We start from the raw sequence: 23,144 nt of genomic DNA on the forward strand, positions 1-23,144 counted from the left end.
GCGCGGTCATCGCCCACGACCGCCGACACACACTGTTCATCTTCGGGAAACGCCGATGTCCGACCTATCCCGCAAGATCGAACCAGGTCCCCCTGACCTTCATGACCCCCGCGTGGGGCGCAACGTGTGCGCCCGAGCCAGGAGACAAGACTGTGACGTCGCATCCCCCGACCACCGACCGCATCGAGAGCACCCGTGGCGGGAGGGGTCGGGCGGCAGCCGCCTCGGCCCTCGTCGCTGCGCTGGCCCTCGGGTCGTTCGCCGCCGCGCTGCCCGCCCAGGCCGCTGTCAGCCCCACGGCCGCTGTCGTGATCAACGAGGTGTACGGCGGCGGCGGCAACTCCGGCGCCGCCTTCAAGAACGACTTCGTCGAGCTCACGAACGTCAGCGATGCAGCGGTCAGCCTGCAGGGCTGGAGCCTGCAGTACGCGAGCGCCAGCGGCACCTCGTGGAACAACAAGCTCGACCTGACGGGGCTGATCGCGGCGGACGGCACCCTGCTGGTCTCTCTCTCGGGGGGAAGCGTCGGGGCCGACCTGCCGACGCCTGACCTCACCGGCGGCATCAACATGTCGGGCGCCAACGGCAAGATCGCGCTGGTCAACTCGACCACGCAGCTCACCGGGTCGGGCAACCCCATGACCGAGCCGACCGTTGTGGACTTCGTCGGTTACGGCTCCGCTGACGTCTTCGCCGGCGCCGGCGCGGCGCCGGCCCCCAGCAATGGCACCAGCGTTTCGCGCAACGCTGCGCACACGAACACAGCGAACAACGGCGCCGACTTCGCCGCCGGCGTTCCGACCCCCACGAACTCCGGTGCGGGTGAGGAGCCGGATCCGGACCCCACCGACCCGCCCGCGGAGCCGACCGTCGCGGCGATCGATGAGATCCAGGGAACCACCGACACGTCTCCGTTGGCCGGACAGACGGTCACGACCGAGGGCGTGGTGACTGCGCGCTACCCCACGGGTGGCCTGAACGGTTACATCATTCAGACGGCCGGAAGCGGGGGCGCGCTCGACTGGGCCAGCCACACTGCCTCGGACGCCGTCTTCGTCTACTCCCCCGCCGGCGTGAACGCCGTCGCACTCGGCGACACCGTGCGCGTCACGGGAGCTGTGAGCGAGTTCAACGGAACCACGCAGATCACCGCTGCCGCGAATGGCGCAACGGTCATCGCGGATGCACCCGCGGTCGTGCCTGCCGCCGTGGCGTGGCCCCGCGAGTCCGACCGCCGCGAAGCGCTCGAGTCGATGCTCGTGCAGCCTCAGGGTGACTACACGGTGAGCAACACCTACTCGACCGGCAACTACGGCGAGATCGGTCTCGCGACAGGCACCGAGCCGCTCCGCCAGCCCACCGACGTCGCCCGCCCGGGCACGCCGGAGGCCGCCGCGGTCACCGCCGACAACGCCGCCCGGGCAATCGTGCTCGACGACGCCTCGACGACCAACTTCGACACCGCTGCGGGCTCCGCCCTCACGCCGCCCTACATCTCCCTGACCGAGCCGATCTCCGTCGGCGGGAGCGTCACGTTCGACGAGCCCGTCGTCGTCGCCTGGAGCTTCGGGGCATGGAAGTTCAACCCCACCGAGCACCTCGTCGGCGACGGCACCGGTGCGAACGACGGAGTGACCTTCACCACCCCGCGCACCCCCGCTCCGGCTCCGGTCGGGGGCGACGTGAGCGTCGCGTCGTTCAACGTGCTCAACTACTTCACGACCCTGGGCACTGACACCTCGACCTGCACCGCTTACGAGAGCCGCGATGGCACGGAGCGCAACAACGTCAGCGGCGGCTGCGACCAGCGCGGCGCGTGGGATGCCGAAGACTTCGACCGCCAGCAGACGAAGATCGTCGAAGCGATCAACGCCCTCGACGCCTCGGTGGTCGGTCTCATGGAGATCGAGAATTCGGCGGCGCTCGGCGAGACCACCGACGAGGCCGTGGCTTCGCTGGTCGCTGCGTTGAACGCCGACGCCGGGTCGGACGTCTGGGACTTCATTCCGTCGTCCAGCGAGCTGCCCGCAGCATCCACCCGCGACGTCATCACGAACGCGATCATCTACCAGACGGCAGCGGTCGAGCCGGTCGGAGCTTCCCGCGCACTCGGAGACCAGTCGGACGACAACGAGGCCTTCGGCAACGCCCGCGAGCCCATCGCCCAGGTCTTCGAACCCGCCGACGGCGGCGAGGAATTCCTGTTCGTCGTCAACCACTTCAAGTCGAAGGGTTCGGCCGGCCCGTGGCCGGGTGACGCTGATACCGGTGACCTGCAGGGTGCATCGAACGAGTCGCGTGTCCGTCAGGCCACCGCGCTCACCGCGTGGGTCGAGCAGATCCAGGGCGACACCGAATCGGTGCTGCTCGTCGGTGACTTCAACTCCTACGGCCAGGAAGACCCGATGCAGGTCTTCTACGGCGCAGGCTACGAAGACGCTGAGGCCGTTCTCGAACTCGACGAGTCGAGCTACTCCTTCAGCGGCCTGTCGGGGTCGCTCGACCACATCCTCATGAACGAGGCTGCACGCGAGCGGAACACCGGCGGCGACATCTGGAACATCAACTCGGGCGAAGCGCTCGCGTTGGAATACAGCCGTTACAACTACTTCGCCACGTCGTTCCACGAGGACAGCCCCTACCGCTCGTCCGACCACGACCCGATCAAGGTCGGCCTCGCTGCCGACCCGAACGCGCCGGTCGAGCTCACCCTGCTCGGAATCAACGACTTCCACGGTCGGATCACGGGTGTCACCCCCGCGGTTCCGGCGGTTCCCGCATCCGGCACGACGCCGGCCGTTCCCGCTAAGGCCGAGGTTCCCGGAACAGTGGGCTTCGCCGGCACGATCGAGGAACAGCGCGCACAGGCCGAGGGCCCGACGCTCTTCGTGTCGTCCGGTGACAACATCGGCGCTTCCCTTCCGGTTTCGTCGCTCGCCGGCGACATTCCGACGATCGACGTGCTGAATGCGCTCGAACTGCAGACCACCGCGGTCGGCAACCACGAATTCGATCAGGGCTTCGCAGACTTGACCGGACGCGTCCAGGATGCCGCCGACTTCTCGCACCTCGGCGCGAACGTCTACCAGAAGGGCACGAAGACCCCGGCCCTCCAGGAGTACGAGGTGCTCGATGCGGACGGCTTGACCGTCGCCTTCATCGGCGCCGTGACGGAAGAGACCCCGTCGCTCGTTTCCGGCACCGGAATCGCCACTCTCGATTTCGGTGACCCTGTCGAAGCCGTGAACCGCGTGAGCGCCCAGCTCAGCGACGGTATCGAGACCAACGGCGAAGCCGACGTGATCGTGGCTCTGTACCACGAGGGCGCGGGCGCGGGAACACCCGACCAAGCGACCCTCGAGCAGGAAGTCGCCGCGGGCGGCGCCTTCGCCGACATCGTCACCGGCACCGCGCCCGAGGTGGACGCGATCTTCAACGGACACACGCACAAGCAGTACGCGTGGTCCGCGGAGATCCCCGGCACCGACCGCACGCGTCCCGTCGTGCAAACCGGCTCGTACGGAGAGAACATCGGCAAGATCACGCTCTCCGTCGATCCCGAGACCGGTGAGGTCCTCGCGCACACGCAGGAGAACATCCCGCAGACGAAGACACCGGCCGCCGACCTCATCGCCGACTACCCGCGAGTCGCTGAAGTGGACGAGATCGTTCGCGCCGCGATCGCGGAGTTCGCCGAGGTCGCCAACGAGCCCGTCGCTCAGGTGGGTTCCGACATCACGACGGCGTTCGGCGGCGGCTCGTTCATCGACGGCGTGTGGACCGGGGGCACCCGCGACAACCGCGCAGCGGAATCGTCGCTCGGCAACCTGGTCGCTGAGTCGATCCGCTCGAACCTCGCGGAACTCCCCGACGGTGCGCAGATCGGCGTGACGAACTCGGGCGGACTTCGCGCCGACCTGTACGACACGCAGGCCGAGTTCGGGTCCACGGCCGTGGCCGGGGTTCCGGACGGCACGATCACGTGGGGCCAGGCATACGCCGTCCTGCCGTTCAACAACACGATGGCGCTCATCACCCTCACCGGTGCCGAGTTCACCGACGTGCTCGAACAGCAGTGGCAGCGCAGCCCGGACGGTACGGTTCCTTCCCGTCCCTACCTGCAGCTCGGCCTCTCGGACAACGTGACGTACACGTTCGACGAAACCCGCCCCGAAGGCGACCGGATCACGTCGGTCACGGTCGACGGTGTTGCGCTCGACCCGGCAGCCGAATATCGCGTCGGCACGCTCTCGTTCCTGGCAACGGGCAGCGGAGACAACTTCCGCGCCTTCGCGCAAGGAAGCGACTACGTCGACACCGGCCTGCTCGACCACGTCGCGTGGATCGATTACCTCAGCACCATGAGCGCGACCGCGCCGGTCGAGCCGTCGTTCGAGAAGCACGCAGTGTCGGTACAGGGGGCTCCCGAGACGGTTGCTCCCGGCGCCGAGGTCTCGTTGACCGTCTCGAACCTCAACATGACGAGCCTGGGCAGCCCCGAGGTCACCGAGATCACGGCGACGCTCGGTGGGCGGGAACTCGATTCCTTCCCCGTCGTGGGCGGGTCTGCGGAGGTCACCGTCACCGTTCCCGCCGACCAGCAGGACGGCTCGGCATCTCTCGTGCTGACGACGGACGTCGCGGGCACCGAGGTCACGGTGCCGCTCTCGGTCCTCGCATCCGTGTCACCCGGTACGGGCAACCCCGGCGCCGAGGCACCGAACGGCAGCTGGGCCACCGTCACGGTGAACCCACAGCCCGTCGAGCAGGGCGGCACCTTGACCGTCACGGTCACCGGTCTGGAGCCGGGACAGCAGATCGGCGCGACGCTGTTCAGCGATCCGATCGTCGCGACGGGGATTCCCGCCGCTGACGCCTCGGGACGCACGAGCTTCCTCATGGCGATCCCGGCCGACTTCGCACTGGGCGCCCACGAGCTCGTGGTCACGGCCGAGGGCGAACTGCCGATCCGCGTAGACGTGACGGTCGTTGCGAACGGCATGCTCGCGGTCACGGGCTCGGAACTGCCCCTCGGAATGGCGCTGGCAGCGGGAATGCTGCTGGTCGCCGGCGGATTGATCTACGCCACCCGGCGGCGTTCACCCCTCGCGCGCTAGTCCGAGACGCACGCGCCCCCCGCTCGGCTTCGGTCGAGCGGGGGGCGCGTCGTAGGTTGGGAGCATGTCGGTCGGGGTGGTGTTCGTTCATGGCATCCGCACGTCGGCCAGCATGTGGCGCCCCCAGCTGGAGTACCTGTCCCAACGAGGAAACCGCGCGGTCGCGGTCGACCTCCCTGGTCACGGCACCCGGCGTGCCGAGGAGTTCACCCTCGACGAAGCGTTCGCCACGATCGACCGTGCCGTTCGGGATGCTGCGGAGCAGGGGCCGGTGCTTCTGGTGGGGCACTCGATGGGCGGCCTGTTGTCGCTCGAGTACGCCGGATCCGAGGTCGCTCCCCCGCTCGCCGGGATGATCGGCGCCGGTTGCACGGCCATCCCGCGCGGCGCAGGACTGCGCGCCTACCGCGCGCTCATCCGCGGCTTCGATTCCCTGCCCGGTCGCGGCGCGGCGCTGACCGAGTACGTCCTCGCTCGAACACTTCCGGTAGACACGCGTGACGACTTCGGCGCCGGTGGTTACGCCTTCGACGCTCAGCACACCGCGCTGGCCAGCCTCTCGATCCTCGATCTCATGACGGCGTTGCGCAGCATCCGCGTGCCGTTGTGGTTCGTGAACGGTCAGTACGATCAGATGCGCATCAACGAGGCCCTCTTCACCCGTACGGTGCCGCACGCCGAGTTGATCGTCGTCCCGCGCACCACGCATCTCGTCACGGCGATGCGCCCGGCCGTCTTCAACGCCGTTATCAACCTCGCCATCACGTCGATCGAGCAGACCTGATAGACTCGGTCCTTGGCTTGCGTGTGGGCTTCCCAACCCTCACGATCGCCGATGCGACAGCCCTCTTCTGTCTCTCGGCAACTGACCGAAATCCTCCGAACGAAAGACCGTCGAACGTGGCGAATATCAAGTCGCAGATCAAGCGCAACAAGACCAACGAGAAGGCGCGCGAGCGCAACAAGGCCGTCAAGAGCGGGCTTCGCACCGAGGTGCGTCGCACCCGCGAGGCCATCGCCGCCGGTGACAAGGCCGCTGCAGAGCGCGCGCTTGTGCTGGCGTCCAAGAAGCTCGACAAGGCCGTGAGCAAGGGCGTCATCCACGAGAACCAGGCAGCGAACCGCAAGTCGGCCATCGCCAAGCAGGTCGCCGCTCTCTGAGCAGCATCCCTTCGAGAAAGCCCGTCCCGTTCGCGGGGCGGGCTTCTTCGTGCGCCCGGTGAATGGTCCCCGGGGGCTCGCGCGCCCCGACCAGCTGAGCGGTCAGCTGCCGTAGGGGGCGCGCGTGGCGATCACCGTGATCATGCGCTCGAGGGCGAAGACGGGGTCGCGCGACGCGCCCTTCACCTCGGAGTCGGCGCGAGCGGTGGCGTGGATCGCCATCCCGAGCGTGGTCTGCGACCATCCCATCAGGTCGCGCCGCGCTCGATCGACCTGCCAGTCCTTCATCCCGAGCCGTGCCGCCAGAGCGGATGACGGTTCGCGATTGCCGGCGACACGCGCCATCGTGCGCAGCTTCATCGCGACGGCGGCGACCAGCGGCACCGGGTCGGCGCCCGACGCGAGGGCGTGGCGCAACGCCAGCAATGCGTCTCCGTAGCGCCCCGCGATGGCGGTGTCGGCGACGGCGAAGGCGGAGGTTTCGACCCGCCCGCCGTAATAGCGCTCGACGATCCGGTCGTCGATGTCACCCGGCACGTCGGAGATGAGCTGCTGGCACGCCGCGCCGAGCTCGGTGAGGTCGTCGGCGAACGCCGAGACGAGGGTGCGCAGCGCGGAGGGGGCGATCCGCTTCCGCGCGGTGGAGAACTCCCCCGCGGCGAAGTCGTACCGGTCGCTGTCCCGCTTGACGGCGGCGCACGCGATCTCGATGCCGCCGCCCTGGCCGGCCCGCACCGCGTCGAGCAGCTTCTTGCCGCGGACGCTCGCACCGGTATGGCGCAGCACGACCGTGGCGCCTTCCTGCGGCTGAGCGAGGTAGGAGATCGCTTCGGCGAGGAACGTGTCGGATGCTTTCTCGACGCCCGCGATGCGCACCAGCCGCGGCTCCCCGAACAGCGACGGAGAACTCACCGTGAGCAGGGTGCCGGCGGTGTAATCGTCGGCACGGACGTCGGCGATCTCGAGGCTGGGGTCTTCGGCGCGCAGGTAGTCGCGGAGCCCGGCGATCGCCCTCTCGGCACAGACCTCTTCGGGGCCGGAGATCAAGACGATCGGCGCCGGCCTGGGCTCGCGCCACGACACCTGCGGGATCGCCGACCGTGCCTTCGCGGGGGCGCCTCGGCGCGGAGCGGGTGTCATGACTCCAGCCTAATGATCGGCTGCGACCTCGCGTTCGCGCCAGAGGTGCACGTACCCCGCCTGGTCCTTCCAGGCGGCGACGACGCCGTTCTCGTCGGTGCGGGCCACCGCGGTGCCCAAGGACGTGAGTGTCGACAGCAGCGAGTCCCGCGGGTGGCCGTAATCGTTGTCCTGCCCGACCGGGATCAGCCCCACCACGGGATGCGTCACGGCGTAGAGGCGCGCATCCTGGTCGGCGCTGCCGTGATGGGCGACCTTGACCACGTCGTAGCGGCCCAACGGGTTCGCGCGCTGCAGACCCCGTTGGGCTTCGGCCGACAGGTCACCGAGGAAGAGCATCGTCGGCAGCGCTCCCCCGCGCACGTCCACCACGACGCTCGCGTCGTTGCCGGGCGCCGCCTCCGACGGCGGCCACAACACCCGCCAGCGCGCGTCGCCGAGCAGACCCTGCATCGACGGCTCGGCGAGATGCAGCTCGGCGCCGGCGGCCGCGAGGCTATCGAGCTCGCGCTGCGCGTCGCCGCCGTCCGGCGGACCGTGCACGACTCGGGAGACTCGTCCGATGACGGCAGCGAGACCACCGACGTGGTCGAGGTCGAAATGGGTCAGCACCAGCAGGTCGAGCTGCGACACCCCGAACCGATCGAGGCATGCCCTCAGCAAGGCCGGGTCGGGCCCGGTGTCGATGAGCGCGACCGCGGCGCGCGAGCGAACGAGCACCGCATCGCCCTGCCCGATCTCGCACGCCGCCACCGCCCATTCCGCGGGCAGGGTGAGCGGCCCGGCGACCGTCCGCAGCACCGACTGTCCGCCGCCGACCCCCACCACCACGGCCAGCACCAGCCCGGCGATTGCGCGGAACACCCGCCTCCCCGGGTGCTCCGTTCCTCCCGCCACCACCACGACCACGCCTGCGGATACGGCCGCCAGCGCTGCCACTCCCATCATCCCGTCGAGCCACGGCATCCGCTGCCCGGGGAAGGAGGCAACCGTCTGCGCGATGCCGGCGATCCACGACGCGGGAAGCCACGCGATCCCGGCGAGGCCGTCCTGCACCCACGGCAACGGGGCGAACAGGCACGCGGCGAACCCTGCCAAGGTCGCGAGGGGCGCCGCGGGTGCTGCCAAGAGGTTCGCGACGACGCCGAGGAGCGGGACGTGCGGGTCGACGAGCACCAACAGGGGCCCGCAAGCGAGCTGGGCGGCAAGAGGCACGGACAGTCCGAGGGCGAGGGGTCGCGGCATCCAGCGAGACAGTCCTGCCGCGAGCGGACGGGCGACGACGAGAAGAGATGCTGTCGCCACGGTCGAGAGGGCGAAGCCCAGCGACACCGACAGCCACGGATCGACGGCCAAGAGGGTGACGACAGCGAGACACAGCACGCTGAGGCCCGCCCCTGCACGACCCAGCGCGAGAGCCAGCATGGCGATGGCGGCCATGGCTCCCGCGCGTACGACGCTCGGCTCGGGGGTGACGAGCAGCACGAAGCCGCCCAGGGTGACGAGGGCCACCGCGACGCGCATCCCGCGACGCGCGCCGCACAACGCCGCGGCACCGTAGGCGATTCCGACCACGAGAGCGCAGTTCGCGCCCGACACCGCCGTGAGATGCGAGAGCGACGACGCTTTCATCTGCGCGTCGAGGGCGGCATCGACGGCCGAGGTGTCGCCGACCGCGAGCCCCGGCACGAGGGCGGCGCCGGGAGCGGGCAGCGTCGAGGCGGAGGAGACGAGGCTGCGCCGCAGCGACGACGCGAGAGCCAGCGGAGCCGCCGCGGCATCGCCCGCGACCTCGACCCGGTGGGCACGCAGCACGAGTACCGCGCGCTCCCCGACATCGTGCGGGATCGTCGAGGCGTGCACGGAGACCGACGTCCCGATGTCCACCTCAGCCAGGGCGGGTACCTCCGCCGCGCTGACCCCCACGCGCACCGGGTGCGCGCCCTCGAGCGTGCGCTCCCCCGCCGCGACCCGCTGGGCGAGGGCATCGAACCAGACGTCTCCCCCGCTCGTCGCCTCCAGCTTGCCCGCGACGACAGCATCCACCACGACCGCCCGTCCGCTGCCAGGAACGAGCTGGCCGACGGCGTCGCGCCCGGGTTGCGCGATGACCACGTGAGCTGCGACCACCGCCACCGCCAGCCCCGCGACCGCGAAGACGGCTGCTCCCGCCTGCCTCGTGCGCGCGACGAGCACGATGCCGACCGCCGTGGCCCCGACACCGCAGGCCGCGACCCACCCACTCGCGTCCGGAAGGCAGACGCACAGCGCTGCGGCGGCCCAGGCGGAGGCTGCTGCCGGCACCAGACGCAGCCGTCGGGTGCGGCGCTCGGGCGTCACACGCGCACCAGCTCGCGGAGGCCGTCGACGATCTTCTCCCCGATGCCGGGCACACTCAGCAGATCGTCCACGCTCGTGAACCTGCCGTTGTCCGTGCGCCAGGCGACGATCCGCTCAGCGAGGGCCGGCCCGATGCGCGGCAGCGTGTCGAGCGCGGCGACGTCGGCGGCGTTGAGATCGATCACCCCGCCGGCTGCTCCAGGCGCCCCGGCACCGCCCGGAGCGGGCGCAGCGGGCGGTGCGGCCCCCACGACCGGCACCACGATCTGCTCGCCGTCATCGACGGTGCGGGCCAGGTTCACCGCGGAGGCATCGGCGTCGGCAGCGAAGCCCCCGGCCGCGGCGACCGCATCGACCACGCGGGCACCGCTCGTCAGGCGGTACAGCCCCGGCGAGGCGACCGCCCCGGCGACGTGCACGTACGCGGCACCCGCGACGACGCCGTCGCTGCTCGCCGTCGCCGACGGTGTGACGATCGCAGCGCCTCCCCCACCGGCGCCGCGCACGATGCCGATCCCGACCGTGACGGCGAAGCCGACCAGCACGAGCACCACGATCGCCCCGACACCGAGACGACGGGACGCAGGGGTGTCGCGGTCGCGTGCCACCCGAGCGAGGCTACGGAGTCGTGGATCCCCCGACGGGCGACTCCGCAGCTCTCGGGGACGGGAGCGTCAGATGAGGCGCTGGGGAGGAGCGGATGCTGCTGCCGCCCGCGCTCGGTTCACTTGGTCGAGAAGCTGACGACCTTCGGCGGGCGCACGACGGCGCGAATGATCTCGCGATCGCCCAGCGCGCGCTGCACCTTCTCGTCCGCTCGTGCTCGCGCCTCGAGCTCCGCCGCCTCGATTCGAGCCGGGACCTCGAGGGTGCTGCGCACCTTGCCGTCGATCTGCACGACCGCCGTCACGGAGTCTTCGACGAGGAGCGTCGGGTCGGCCTGACGCCACCCCACGAGCCCGACGAAGGGCGGATAGCCCAGGATCTCCCACATCTCCTCGGCCGTGTGGGGCGCGAAGAGGTCGAGAACCATCGTGAGCGCCTCGGCCGCCTCCCGCACGGCGGGATCGGTCGCACCCGCCCCCGTGTCGATCACCTTGCGGGTGGCGTTGACGAGCTCCATGAGTCGAGCGACCACGACGTTGAACTTCGTGTGCTCGATCAGGCCCGGCGCATCGGCCCAGAGGCGATGCGTGACCCGACGCAAGGCGGGGTCGCCCTCCGCCCAGACCACATCGCGCGAGCTGTCCACGTCGTGCGCGATCCGCAGGGCGCGGGAGAGGAACTTGGTAGCACCGGTGGTCGAGACGTCAGCCCAGTCCTTGTCGTCCTCCACGGGCCCGGCGAATGCCAGCGCCACGCGCAGGGCATCGGCGCCGTGGGCGTCGAGCTCCTCCTGGAAGAGCACGAGATTGCCCTTGCTCTTGGACATCTTGGCGCCGTCGAGGATCACCATGCCCTGATTGATCAGGTTGCTGAACGGCTCGGTGAACTCCACCATCCCCATGTCGAACATGGCCTTCGTGACGAAGCGCGCGTACAGCAGGTGCAGGATCGCGTGCTCGACCCCGCCGATGTAGAAGTCGACCGGCCCCCACTTGTCGGCCTCGCGCGAGGAGAACGGCTGCGTCGTGTCGCCCGGCGACAGGAAGCGCATGTAGTACCAGGAGCTGTCGACGAAGGTGTCCATCGTGTCGGGATCGCGCCGCGCGAGCTCACCCGTCACGGGATCGGCCACTTCCACCCACTCCTTCGCCGCTCCCAGCGGCGACGCACCCTTGGGGGTGAGGTCCAGACCCTCCACTGCCGGCAACCGCACGGGCAGCTGGTCGTCGGGCACGGGCACGATGCGGCCGTCCTCGGTGTGGATCATCGGGATCGGGGTACCCCAGAACCGCTGGCGCGAAATGAGCCAGTCGCGCAGCCGGTACGTCTTGGCCGCACGTCCCCGACCGGATGCTTCGAGCTGCTCGATGATGCGCGTGATCGCGGTGCGCTTGGACAGCCCGTCGAGGGCGCCGGAGTTGATCAGACGCCCCTCGCCCGCCAGAGCGATTCCCGTCCGGGCGGGGTTCAGGTCATCGAGCGAGTCTCCGCCCGGATCGATCGGCACACCGTCGTCATCGAGCTCGATCACGGGGATCGCGCCGGTGATGGGAGCCGTCGTGTCGACGACGACCTTGATCGGCAGGTCGAAGGCGCGGGCGAAGTCGAGATCGCGCTGGTCGTGCGCGGGCACGGCCATGACCGCGCCGTGGCCATAGTCGGCCAGCACGTAATCGGCCGCCCAGACCGGCATCCGCTCGCCGTTCACCGGGTTGATCGCCCAGCGCTCGAGGAAGACACCCGTCTTGGGACGGTCGCTGGACTGGCGTTCGATGTCGGTCGCTTTGCGCACACCGTCGAGGTAGTCGCGGAAGCGCTCCTGCGCGGCCGCCGATGCGCCCGCCACGAGGTCTTGCGCGAGGTCGGAGTCGGGGGCCACGACGAAGAAGGTCGCGCCGTAGAGCGTGTCGGGGCGCGTGGTGAAGACGGTGACCTTCTCGGCCCGGCCCTCGATCTCGAAGTCGACGTCCGCGCCCACGGAGCGGCCGATCCAGTTGCGCTGCATCTGGATGACCTTCTGCGGCCAGAAGCCTTCGAGCTGGTTCAGATCGTCGAGCAGGCGGTCGGCGTAATCGGTGATGCGCAGGTACCACTGCGTGAGCTTCTTCTTGATCACCTCGTGGCCGCACCGCTCGCACCGCCCGTCGATGACCTGCTCGTTGGCGAGCACCGTCTGATCGAAGGGGCACCAGTTGACGGCGCCGTCCTTGCGGTACGCGAGACCCCGCTCATAGAGCCGCTGGAACAACCACTGGTTCCAGCGGTAGTACTCCGGGTCGCTCGTGTGCAGCACGCGGCTCCAGTCGAAGGACACCCCGTAGTTCTTCATGCTGCTCTTCTGCTGCGCGATGTTGGCCGAGGTCCACTGCACCGGGTCGGCCTTGCGCTGGATCGCCGCGTTCTCCGCCGGCAGACCGAAGCTGTCCCACCCGATGGGGTGCAGAACGTTGTACCCGCGGTGCCGCCAGAACCGCGCGACGATGTCCGAGTAGAGGTAGTTCTCGGCGTGCCCCATGTGCAGGTCGCCCGAGGGGTAGGGGAACATCGCGAGCACGTACTTGCGGGGGCGGGTGTCACCGTCGCTCCCGGCGCGGAACGGATCGGCGTGTTCCCACCGCTGCTGCCACTTCTGCTGGATGCCGTGTACGTCGAAACCGCCGGCATCTGCGGGAGTGGGGGGCGTGGAGAGCTGGGACAAAGGAAGAGCCAATCGTGGGGGTCGGATCACGCGCAGGGCGCGCCGTCCAGGCTACCGGAATCGCATCTGCGCCAGCCGGGTCACCAGCCTGGCGGGAGGCGGGCGTTCAGAGCCGCGAGCGGGGCCCGCGCCTTCCACCCGACCTCGCGCACTTCGGCGGCCGGATCCGAGAGCCAGGTGATGCCGCCGCCCGCCCCGACGCTCGCGCCGCCCGGGTGCACCACGATGCTGCGGATGACCATCGCGAGATCGGTTCGCCCGTCGTCGCCGACCCATCCGAAGCATCCGGAATACACCCCGCGGGGTTCCGCTTCGAGCTCGCGCAGGATCGTCATGGCCGAGAGCTTCGGCGCACCCGTCATGCTGCCGGCCGGGAAGGTCGCGGCCAACAGCTCCCCGAGCGTCGTCGCGGGTCGGAGGACTCCCGCGATCGTGCTCACGAGTTGGTGCACCGCCGGGTAGCTCTCCACCTCGAGCAGGCGCTCCACCCGCACGGTCGCCGGAGCACAGACGCGCGCGAGGTCGTTGCGCATCAGGTCGACGATCATCGTGTTCTCGGCGCGTTCCTTCGGATCGGCGAGCAGCTGGTCGGCCAGCGCGCGGTCGACCGCCGGGTCGGCGTCGCGCGGACGCGTTCCCTTGATGGGATGCGTGCGCACGACCCCGTCGACGACATCGAGGAAGCGCTCGGGGCTCGCGCTCACCAGCGCCGTCGGGCCGCCGCGGACGAGCCCGCCGTGGTGGGAGCCCGACGCCTGACGAAGGCGGCGATGCACCCGGCGCGCGTCCACCTCGCCCGTCACGTCGAAGCGCGTGGTCAAGCAGAGCAGGTAGGCGTCCCCCTCGCGAATGCGTGCCCTGCACTCCTCCACCAGGTACCCGTAGGCGGCGGGACTGTGCGGGGAGGTGGCGAGGGATGCTGCGGGCGCGTCCGCCGTCGAAGCATCCATCTGGTTCCTCTCGAGCGCGTCGCGCGCCACTCGCTCGGCGGCGTCGGCCGACGGGGCCCACGCCCAGGCCTCCCGGCGCTCGTGGTCGAAGGCGAGGAAGGCATCGACCCGCAGCCACAGCTCGCCCGGATACGGGGAGGGCAGAGCCGGTGCACCGGCACGCTCGGCGGCGTCGTCGTAGCCCGCCCACCCGACCCAGCCGCCACGGAATGGACCACCTCGGGTCTCACCCTCGGCGCTCGCAGTGAGATCGACCGCTCGCACGCGCGAGCCGTCGTGCTCGGGCACCCCGATGCCCAGCCAACTCCACCCCGACGACGCCCCCGGGCCGGCGTCGAGCCAGAACCCGTGCGGGTCGTCGGCGACGAGCGCGTCGTAGGCGTCCTGCGGATCGACCCACCGTGCGAGCGGGGTGACCGAGAGGGAGGGCGACACGTTCCCAGGCTAGACGGGCCCTGCGCACTTAGGCTGACCCCGTGAACGAGGTTCTCACCTGGCTGCTCGACACCGTTCAGGGTGTCGACCCCGCGGTGCGCACCGTGCTCGCCGGTCTCGCCATCCTGTTGGAGACGAGCGTGCTCGTCGGCCTCGTCCTCCCGGGCGACACCGTCGTGATCGTCGCGGCCACAGCGGTGTCCTCCCCGCTCGAAGGCGTGCTGCTCGGTGTCTCGGTGATCGTGGGCGCGATCGTCGGGGAGAGCATCGGTTTCGCCCTCGGGCGCTATCTCGGCCCTCGCATCCGCGCCTCGCGGCTCGGGAGGCGCATCGGCGAAGCGAACTGGCAACGTTCCGAGCGGTACCTCCGACGGCGCGGCGGCGTGGCCATCTTCCTGTCGCGCTTCCTCCCGGTGCTGCACTCCCTGGTACCGCTCACGGTCGGCATGAGCGGGTACTCGTACCGCCGCTTCCTGGCCTGGACCGTGCCCGCCTGCGTCGTCTGGACGACGCTTTACATCACCGTCGCGGCAGCGGCGGCGGGAACCTACCGCGAACTCGCCGACACCCTGCACTTCGCGGGGTACATCTTCGTGGGCGTCATCGCGCTGTTCCTCGTGCTCGTCCTCGTCGGCAAGAAGGTCATCGAACGGGTCGAGCGCAAGCATCTCGATGCCGATCCGGTCGCCGCGTCCCTGGACGACGACGCAGACGTGGAAGACTGACCCCGATGCCTTCCGCCGCTTCCCCGCGTCCACAAGTGATGTGGCTCGCCCGCCTCGAACGTCGTTTCCACTCGTGGCGAGAACGTCGCGCCCGCGGGCGGGGCTACGTGCCCACCGTGACCGGGTTCCCCGGCTACGGCAGCGAGCAGTGGGTGCGCGTCCTCGGACGCGCGCTGATCGTGCCGCCCTCCAAGAAGGGCCTCAACGGCGACTACGCGAGCGTGCGCGGATGGCGCAGCTTCGCCGCCGTCCCGGTGGGCTTCGCGCAGATCACGGTGACCATCGACGGCGAGCGGCACGAGGTGGTGGCCGACCGCGGTGGTGTGCTCGACACCGTTCTGCCCGCCCACCTCGAGCCCGGATGGCAGACGATCACCGTCGCCGTCGAGGGCGGGGAACCGATCGAGACCCGCGTGTTCATCGTGGGGTCGGACGTGCGCTTCGGCGTCGTGTCTGATGTCGATGACACCGTCATGGTCACGGCCCTTCCCCGGCCCCTCCTCGCCGCGTGGAACTCGTTCGTCGTCGACGAGCACGCCCGCCAACCCGTGCCGGGGATGGCCGTACTGCTCGAGCGTCTCGCTCGTGAGCACCAGGGCGCCCCTGTCATCTATCTCTCGACCGGGGCCTGGAATGTCGCCCCCACCCTGATCCGATTCCTGCGCCGTCACCTCTACCCTTCGGGCGCGATCCTGCTCACCGACTGGGGTCCGACGCACGACCGTTGGTTCCGCAGCGGCCAGGACCACAAGCGCTCCAACCTTCGGCGCCTCGCCGAGGAGTTCCCGAACGTGCGCTGGCTGCTCGTCGGTGATGACGGCCAGCACGACGACGCCATCTACACGGGTTTCGCGATCGAGCATCCCGAAGCCGTTGCTGCCGTCGCGATCCGACGCCTGTCACCCGCTGAGGCCGTCCTGGCGGGTGGACGCACCGTGGTCGACGATCACTCCGCGGCCGAAGTGCCGTGGGTGTCGGGCAGCGACGGCGCCGGGCTCCTCGACCGCCTGTCCAGTGTCGGCATCTTCCCCAAGGATGCGCCCGAGCGCTGACGGGTGTCCGCGGCCCCGCGTACGGTGGGAGCATGTGCGGGCGATTCGTGGTGGCCAATGTCGGATCCGAGCTCGTCGGCGTGCTGCGCGTCGACGTCGAGAGCGACGATCTCCCGGCGCCGTCGTACAACATCGCGCCGACAGACCCGGTCGCGATCGTGTTGGATTCCGCGAAGACCGACCCGCCCACCCGTCGGCTGGCCACCGCTCGGTGGGGGCTCGTGCCGTCCTGGGCGAAGGACACGAAGATCGGCGCTCGCGCCTTCAACGCCCGCGCTGAGGAGCTCGAAGACAAGCCGATGTTCCGAGGAGCCCTCGAGAAGCGGCGCGCCGTCGTCCCCGCGTCCGGCTACTACGAGTGGAAGCAGGTGGGCGATGCGAAGGTGCCGCATTACATCCACCCGGCCGACGACACTCCGCTGTTCTTCGCCGGACTCTACGAGTGGTGGAAGAACCCCGCTCTCCCCGACGACGATCCGGCTCGGTGGACGCTGAGCTTCACCATCCTCACGCGGGACTCGATCGGGCGCCTCGGTTCGATCCACGACCGGATGCCGCTGTTCATGGACCCCGACTTCGCCGACGCGTGGCTCGATCCGTCGACCGACAACGTCGGCGATGTGCTTGACGCCGCCATCGACGCGGCCCCGGACGTCGCCGAGACGCTCGACAACCACGTCGTGTCCAAGGCGGTGGGCAACGTGCGCAACGACTCCCCCGAGCTCATCGAACCGGTCACCGGGTGACGCTGCTCGACACCGACGCCGCCGCCGAACAGGTTGTCGCCGAAGATGTCTGGCGCTCCGATGCCGACGCCCACGCCGCTCGCGCGCAGGAGCTGACGGCGGCGCATCGTTGGCGCGCCGGCCGCGGTGAGAAGCATCCGGTCGACGACTTCCTCTTCACCTACTACTCCTACAAGCCCGCGATCCTGCGCCGTTGGCATCCCGGGGCCGGTGTGGTGCTGGGCGGGGCGGATGAGCGCGTCGAGTGGCGCTGGTATCGCCCGCTCGCGGGGGGCGCCTCGGTCGACACCGCTGCCTTCCTCGCCGATCGCGGACAGCTGGTCGACGCCGTCGGCCGGCTGCTGCGTGCGACGATCTCGCGACCGGCGGTGTTCGGATGCTTCGGACTCCACGAATGGGCGATGGTCTACCGCGATGCGGAGCTCCGTCATGACGTGCCGCTGCGCCTCAGCCCGGCGGAGACCGACGCGGTGGTCGAAGCATCCGATCTCCGGTGCACGCATTTCGACGCGTTCCGCTTCTTCACTCCCGATGCCGTCGGACGCAATCGCGAAGCGCTGACCCGCGAGTCGCAGGTGGCGCGCGAGCAACCCGGGTGCCTGCACGCCGGTATGGACCTGTACAAGTGGTCGGTGAAGCTCGGGCCGCTCGTGCCGGGCGAGCTGTTGCTCGACGCGTTCGTACTCGCCCGCGACATCCGCACCCTCGATATGCGCGCCTCGCCGTATGACCTCACGGCGTGGGGATACGAGCCGGTCGCCATCGAAACCGCCGAGGGCAAGGCCGAGTACGTGCGGCACCAGCGGCAGTTCACCGCCCGTGCCGACGCGGTGCGGGTGCGCCTGCTCGACGCCCTCGCGATCGCCGCCTGAGCGCACACCGCCGCGCTTCGTCTCGCTACGCTCGCTCAGCGTCCGCAGGCAGCCCGGCGCCCGCTGTTCGCCCGCTGAGCGAGGAGCGCAGCGACGAGACGAAGCGCACCTCCCACCGCCGCGCTTCGTCTCGCTACGCTCGCTCAGCGTCCGGAGGCAGCCCTGCACGCAGCATCCTCCCCACCGCCGTGCACCGGGGAGGAGATGTGCCTTCGGGAGGGTGTTCTCGCCCGAAACCCCCTCCCGAGCGCACATCCCCTCCCCCGTGCACGGGCCGGACGGGGCTCACCCCGCGGGGCGCCGCGCATCTCCCACGCGCTGCGCGAGCGCGAGGGCGTCGTGGGGCGCGAAGCCTCGGGCGTCGTTGTCGAAGTAGGCGTACACGTCTCGAGCCCGCCCGTCCGGGGAGCCGGAGGCCCAACCGTTGATGCGATCCGCCCACCCGTCGAGCTGTTCGGCGGAGTACCCGCTCGCGTAGAGGTCTTCCGCTCCGTGCAGGCGCACGTACACGAAGTCGGCGGTGACCTCGCCGAACTGCGGCCAGCGCCCCGCGGTGTCGGCGACGGTGAGGGCGACATCCTGTCGGCGCAGCAGGTCGATCAGCTCGGGATCTTCGAACGTGTCGGAGCGCGGCTCGAGCGCGTAGCGCAGCGGACGATCAGCGTCGATACTCAGCCAGGAACGGTCTGTCAGTCGCCCGTCGTGATGTTTCGCGAGCTCCAGGGCCGCGGCGGTCGTGCGGGGCAGCTTCGCCAGGAAGTCCTCGATGAGCTGCGGCTCGAATTGCTGACGCTCCGGCAGTTGCCACAGGATCGGGCCGAGTTGATCCCCGAGTGCGAGCACGCCCGAGGCGAAGAAGTTCGCGAGGGCGGTGTCGATGTTCTTCAGGCGCAGCATGTGCGTGATGTAGCGCGACCCCTTCACCGCGAAGACGAAGTCGCGCGGGACGGCCTCCCGCCACTGCTGGTAGCTGGTGGGGCGCTGGAGGGAGTAGAACGACCCGTTCAGCTCCAACGTCGACATGCGCTCGCCGACGAACTCGAGCTCGCGCCGCTGCGGAAGACCCTTCGGGTAGAAGTCACCCCGCCACCGGGGGTAACGCCAGCCGGAGATACCGACCCGCACCCGTCCCCCGCTCTCCACCGAGATGTCGCTCATCGCTCCAGCAATATCAGATGCAAGCCCCGGCCACAGGGTCATTGCCCGATGGCTGAGCGGCGGCTCGTCGGCTCAGAGGCCGAGGAAGAGCCGGGTCGCCTGAGACAGACCGTCCTTCGTCAATCCCCGCTCCAGGGCGTGAGTGAGTGCATCCGTGTCGGCCATGTCGAACGGGTAGTCGCTCCCGAGCACGATGTGATCGTCCGGCGCCTTCCGACGCAGCAGATCCAGCGCGTCGGTGTCATGGGTCACGGTGTCGAAGAAGAGCCGGCGGAACGTCTCGCTCGGGCGCCGGGTCGAGTCCGCCGAGACGTCAGCCCGGAGGGACCACGCGTGATCCCACCGGCCGAGAAGATCGGGGGCGCATCCGCCGCCGTGAACGAAACAGATGCGCAGTTCCGGCAGACGCTCCATCGTTCCCCCGAGCAGAACGGATGCGATCGCCGTGGCGGTCTCGACAGGGTTGCCGATGAGGTTCGTCAGGTAGTGCCGCGACCACGCGGGTCCCGGCAGCTGCATCGGGTGCACGAGCACGGCGAGCTCGAGCTCGTCGGCGAGGGTCAGGATGCGTTCCAGGTTGCCCGTGTCGAGGGACGTGTCGCCCATCACGGGGGGAAGCGCGACTCCGAAGATACCCTCGGCCAGGGAGAGCTGTTCCATCTGCCGCCGCGCGGCCTGCACGTCTCCGAGGCTCACACACCCGAATCCCGCGAACGCACCGTCGGAGTCGCCGACGACGGAAAGCAGCGCAGCGTTGAAGGCATCGACGTATGCGCTCGCCTCGGGGTGATCCTCGCGGGCGAAGGCGAACGGCGGGGCCGACAGCACACGGGCGGCGATTCCCGTTCGCTGCATGTCGGCGCGGATGGCGTCGACATCGCTCATGAGGCGGCTCTCGATCGACAGGGGGATGTCACCGATGTAGAGCTGCCCGTCGCGGTCGGCGAGCGGACTGTACGGCGCGCCAGGAGGGAGGCCGAAGAGCGACTCCGGAAGCCAATGGGCGTGAACATCGACGGCGCCGGGCCGCAAGGAGAACGGCATCGATCACGACTCCAGGTCGAGCGGGGCGTTGTCGCTGTCGAGATGCTCCACGGTGGTGAAGATGAGTTCGGTCTCGCCCACGTTCTCGATGTCGTGCAACAGGTACTCCCCCTTGCCGAAGTGGAAGTAGCGGGTCTCGCCCGCGCCATAGGACACGTCCCGGGTCGTACCGTCGAAGGTGTGCTGCCGGCTCGTGCCCGCATTGATCGCGGTCCAGAAGTAGTCCAGCACGTGCCGATGGGCGTGCCACCGCTCCCCGGGCTGCAGGCGGATCTCCCAGATGCGGGCCCGCGGGGTCTCGCTGAGCAGACGTGAGCCGACCGCGCCGTCGAACGCGTGGGTGTCGAATTCGGCTTTCACCTCGTCCGACCATCCCTCGAAGTCCGTTGCGATGAGAACGCCGGCGAGAGGCAGGTCGGTCAGGAAGTTGTTCATGGTCATCTCCGGTGTCGTTTCATTCACAGTGTTGCCGCGAGCGCGGACGAGTAGTCCGGCGGTGACGGGTGGGTCGTGATCCCCGACCCGTAGAGACCGAAGCGGAGCTCGGGGTCCCCGGGGATCCAGGTGCCGTGCTGCTGAGAGCGCTCGCCCATCTCGACCACCCTCTCGAGCAGCGCTTCGCTGAGAGCGAGTTGGGCGGGCTCCCAGCGGTGCAGCGCCTCCACGATGTCGCCGGGGGTGGCGAGGAGGGCATCACGCAAGGCCCACGCATCCGCAGCCGCCTTCGCGGTGCCGGCCGCCGCATGCGGACGGGCTGCGCAGGCGGCGTCTCCGATGAGGGCCGAGCGACCCAGCGCCATCCGCGCGGAGCGTGAGTCGTGCACCACCTGCAGGTAGGGCTGCTCGGTCTTGAGCACCACCTCGCGCGGGCCGGCAGCGAGGTCGCGGTCGGCGACCTCCCTGAGCTCGGCCACGTGCTCCTCGCGCATCAGCCCCGGCGGCACGGTCAGGGTGCCGACGTAGCCGTTCTGCCCCGTCAGCAGGTCGGTGAGGGCGCCGCCCGCGGGCACGTTGCGGTACCACACGTAGTTCATCAGCTGGTGATCCGCGTCCACCCCCTCCTCGCCCGGGATCGGGTAGAGGGTGATGTGGGAGCGATCCATGACGTCGTACGTGATGGCGTCGCTCATCGCCGCACGGGTTTCGGCCGACAGTGCACTCACCGGAACCGTTCCGCGCCAGCCCACGTATCCCGAGTAGCGGCTGAGCGCATCCGGATCGAAGACCGGACGGGCGATGGACCCCACCCCGTCGGCGAACACCACCAGGTCGGCCTCGCTCGTCGTTCCGTCGGAGAACTCGACCCACGCCTTCTCACCGGTCGAGCCCGGGGAAAAGCGCACGGCCTGCGAACCGAGGTGGTAATGCTCCTCACCGAAGTCCGCGAGCAGCGCTCGGTAGAACGTCCCCCAGGAGGTGTAACGCCACTCTCGCTCTTCCTCGTAGACCACGCCGTCCTGCCGGTCGACGTACTGCACGCGGGACGTCGAGGTGAACAGGGCAGCGGGGTCCTGGTCGCTCCGCTCGTCGAACCAGCGCATGGTGTCCGGCTGGAGCACGATGCCGCCCCCGCGCCCGTGCAACGGGACCGGGGTCCGTTCGTACACGTCGACGTCGAAGCCGATGTCACGGAGGAGGAGGGCGGCGGTCAGGCCGCCGATCGATCCGCCGACGACGATCGCCGTGGATCCACGATAGGTGTCGCTTGCGGGGTGCATGAGGTCTCCTGGGGGTCGGCTCGACCGCGGTCAGCGGGCGGGCTCCGTGGGCGTATCTGTGGGGAGAGGGCGGCCGCGCGTCTCGGCCGCGAAAGCGACGCCGACGAGGCCGATGACGCCGAAGGCGGCGATCACCGTGGTCGCGATCCCGAGATTGCCGGCGAACCACGACGTGGCGATCACACCGGCGATCAGGGGGCCCGCTGCTGTCACGATGCGTCCGACGCTGTTGCAGAACGCGATCGCCGTCGCCCGCACGCTCGTGGGGAACAGTTCGGGGCCGTAGATGAACGATCCCGACAGCGAGCCGAACAGCGCGAACCCGAGGATCGGCATCGTGAGCAGGTACACCACCATCGGGTGCGAGAACGGGAAGACGGCTGCGATGGTGACGAAGGCCACCCCGAACGTCAGCACGAAGGTGAGTTTCCGACCTATCGCGTCCGCGATGAACCCCCAGGAGGCGTATCCGATCACCCCGCCCGCATTGAACAGCATGGAGGCGAAGGCGACGTCCTGAGCGATCTGAGCGGGGGCGACACCGGATGCTGCGCCCATCTCCCGAATGATCTGCGGGTACCAGGTGCTCACGCTCCAGAAGGCGATCAGCGCACCGGTGGCGATCGCCGTCGCCACGAGCGTCGGCCGGAGGAGCGGCTTCATGAACAGCCGTTTCAGGACGAAAGCATCCTGCGCGCCGGTCTCGCCCGACTTCTTCCGTTGCCGTCGGACGCGGATGGCTTCGGTGGACTCTGCCGGCTCTTTCACGAACCGACGGATGAACCACACGAGGATGGCGGGAAGCACGGCGAGGGCCAGCATGAACCGCCACCCGAGTCCACCGAGGAAGGCGTAGGCGAGAGCTGCGGCGAAGAAGCCCATCGCGTACCCCGACATCATGACGCCGCCGGCACGGGCGCGATACCTGTTGCGCCACGATTCCGCGATGAGGGCCGCGCCGACCGGGGCTTCCACCCCTGAGCCGATACCGGCGATGAAGCGCAGGACGCCCAGCAACCACCAGTTGTCGACGAACGCAGCAGCAGCGGTGAAGACCGCGTAGGTCAGCACACCGATCGCCAGGATGCGGGTGCGTCCCACGTAGTCGGCGAGGATGCCGAACACGAGTCCGCCGACCGCCCACCCCGCCAGGAAGAGGGCCACCGTCAGACCGCCATAGAGGCCGATGGCGGCGGGGGTGGCCTCGATACCGCTGTTGGGAAGCAGTTCGGTCATCGTCGGCCCCAGGACGAGGATGTACAGGCTTCCGGCGAAGCCGTCCAATCCCCAGCCCAGCATCGTTCCTGCCAGGACGAGCCACTGAGCTCGTGTGATCTCTGTCCGCCACCCTGTCTTGGGTGGGGTCTTCGTCTGCGTCATCG

Annotated in this window: 17 protein-coding genes; 7 read left to right on the forward strand and 10 right to left on the reverse strand. The window is 69.5% G+C overall.

Annotated features, from left to right (window positions below; all coding sequences use genetic code 11):
• The first annotated feature begins 152 nt into the window (after window positions 1–152).
• The 3 genes from ACFXP5_RS02730 to rpsT all read left to right on the forward strand — a co-directional run bounded on the left by ACFXP5_RS02730 (window position 153) and on the right by rpsT (window position 6,278).
• The gene (locus tag ACFXP5_RS02730) at window positions 153–5,117 is read left to right on the forward strand and encodes an ExeM/NucH family extracellular endonuclease (protein ID WP_394543408.1); all 4,965 of its coding nucleotides are present in this window, start codon (window positions 153–155) and stop codon (window positions 5,115–5,117) included.
• 64 nt (window positions 5,118–5,181) lie between these two features.
• Window positions 5,182–5,901 carry an alpha/beta fold hydrolase gene (locus ACFXP5_RS02735; protein ID WP_394543409.1) on the forward strand — a complete coding sequence of 240 codons (720 nt, stop codon included), beginning with the start codon at window positions 5,182–5,184 and terminating at the stop codon, window positions 5,899–5,901.
• Between the two features lie 116 nt (window positions 5,902–6,017).
• Window positions 6,018–6,278, forward strand: coding sequence for a 30S ribosomal protein S20 (gene rpsT / locus ACFXP5_RS02740; RefSeq protein ID WP_394526780.1), 261 nt, complete (start codon window positions 6,018–6,020; stop codon window positions 6,276–6,278).
• A gap of 102 nt (window positions 6,279–6,380) precedes the next feature.
• Here the strand turns inward: rpsT and holA are convergent, their stop codons facing one another.
• The 5 genes from holA to ACFXP5_RS02765 all read right to left on the reverse strand — a co-directional run bounded on the left by holA (window position 6,381) and on the right by ACFXP5_RS02765 (window position 14,447).
• Window positions 6,381–7,418: a DNA polymerase III subunit delta gene (gene holA / locus ACFXP5_RS02745; protein WP_394543410.1), complete on the reverse strand. Its 1,038-nt coding sequence runs from the start codon at window positions 7,416–7,418 to the stop codon at window positions 6,381–6,383.
• Window positions 7,419–7,427: 9 nt separating this feature from the next.
• Window positions 7,428–9,758 carry a ComEC/Rec2 family competence protein gene (locus ACFXP5_RS02750; protein WP_394543411.1) on the reverse strand — a complete coding sequence of 777 codons (2,331 nt, stop codon included), beginning with the start codon at window positions 9,756–9,758 and terminating at the stop codon, window positions 7,428–7,430.
• Window positions 9,755–10,366, reverse strand: a complete 612-nt coding sequence (locus ACFXP5_RS02755) for a ComEA family DNA-binding protein (RefSeq protein ID WP_394543412.1) — start codon at window positions 10,364–10,366, stop codon at window positions 9,755–9,757. Before ACFXP5_RS02755 ends, ACFXP5_RS02750 begins: the two co-directional genes overlap by 4 nt.
• Before the next feature lie 116 nt (window positions 10,367–10,482).
• Window positions 10,483–13,062 carry a leucine--tRNA ligase gene (gene leuS / locus ACFXP5_RS02760; protein ID WP_394543413.1) on the reverse strand — a complete coding sequence of 860 codons (2,580 nt, stop codon included), beginning with the start codon at window positions 13,060–13,062 and terminating at the stop codon, window positions 10,483–10,485.
• An 80-nt stretch (window positions 13,063–13,142) separates the two neighbouring features.
• Window positions 13,143–14,447, reverse strand: coding sequence for an anthranilate synthase component I family protein (locus ACFXP5_RS02765; protein WP_394543414.1), 1,305 nt, complete (start codon window positions 14,445–14,447; stop codon window positions 13,143–13,145).
• Window positions 14,448–14,488: 41 nt separating this feature from the next.
• Here ACFXP5_RS02765 and ACFXP5_RS02770 point away from each other — a divergent pair, with 41 nt between their 5' ends.
• Genes ACFXP5_RS02770 through ACFXP5_RS02785 form a run of 4 tightly spaced genes read left to right on the forward strand, consistent with a single transcriptional unit; the run spans window position 14,489 to window position 17,842 of the window.
• The gene (locus ACFXP5_RS02770; protein ID WP_394543415.1) at window positions 14,489–15,172 is read left to right on the forward strand and encodes a DedA family protein; all 684 of its coding nucleotides are present in this window, start codon (window positions 14,489–14,491) and stop codon (window positions 15,170–15,172) included.
• 5 nt (window positions 15,173–15,177) lie between these two features.
• Complete coding sequence (locus ACFXP5_RS02775) at window positions 15,178–16,224, forward strand: App1 family protein (RefSeq protein ID WP_394543416.1); 1,047 nt, start codon at window positions 15,178–15,180, stop codon at window positions 16,222–16,224.
• Between the two features lie 32 nt (window positions 16,225–16,256).
• A complete protein-coding gene (locus ACFXP5_RS02780; protein ID WP_394543417.1) occupies window positions 16,257–16,970 on the forward strand; it encodes an SOS response-associated peptidase in 714 nt (237 codons plus the stop codon).
• Entirely contained in the window at window positions 16,967–17,842 is an 876-nt protein-coding gene (locus ACFXP5_RS02785) for a 3-methyladenine DNA glycosylase (protein ID WP_394543418.1), read from the forward strand. Before ACFXP5_RS02780 ends, ACFXP5_RS02785 begins: the two co-directional genes overlap by 4 nt.
• Before the next feature lie 285 nt (window positions 17,843–18,127).
• Here ACFXP5_RS02785 and ACFXP5_RS02790 read toward each other — a convergent pair whose 3' ends face one another.
• From ACFXP5_RS02790 to ACFXP5_RS02810, 5 genes are all read right to left on the reverse strand, one after another.
• A complete protein-coding gene (locus ACFXP5_RS02790; protein WP_394526797.1) occupies window positions 18,128–19,000 on the reverse strand; it encodes a DUF72 domain-containing protein in 873 nt (290 codons plus the stop codon).
• Window positions 19,001–19,072: 72 nt separating this feature from the next.
• Entirely contained in the window at window positions 19,073–20,044 is a 972-nt protein-coding gene (locus tag ACFXP5_RS02795; RefSeq protein WP_394543419.1) for an amidohydrolase family protein, read from the reverse strand.
• A 3-nt stretch (window positions 20,045–20,047) separates the two neighbouring features.
• Window positions 20,048–20,485 (reverse strand): cupin domain-containing protein, encoded by a 438-nt coding sequence (locus tag ACFXP5_RS02800; protein WP_394543420.1) that lies wholly within the window; start codon window positions 20,483–20,485, stop codon window positions 20,048–20,050.
• Between the two features lie 17 nt (window positions 20,486–20,502).
• Complete coding sequence (locus ACFXP5_RS02805; protein WP_394543421.1) at window positions 20,503–21,762, reverse strand: FAD binding domain-containing protein; 1,260 nt, start codon at window positions 21,760–21,762, stop codon at window positions 20,503–20,505.
• Window positions 21,763–21,792: 30 nt separating this feature from the next.
• Window positions 21,793–23,142: an MFS transporter gene (locus tag ACFXP5_RS02810; RefSeq protein WP_394526803.1), complete on the reverse strand. Its 1,350-nt coding sequence runs from the start codon at window positions 23,140–23,142 to the stop codon at window positions 21,793–21,795.
• Window positions 23,143–23,144 lie beyond the last annotated feature (2 nt).

The sequence above is a fragment of the Microbacterium hanjuni genome, assembly GCF_043556395.1.
In the GTDB taxonomy this organism is placed as follows: domain Bacteria; phylum Actinomycetota; class Actinomycetes; order Actinomycetales; family Microbacteriaceae; genus Microbacterium.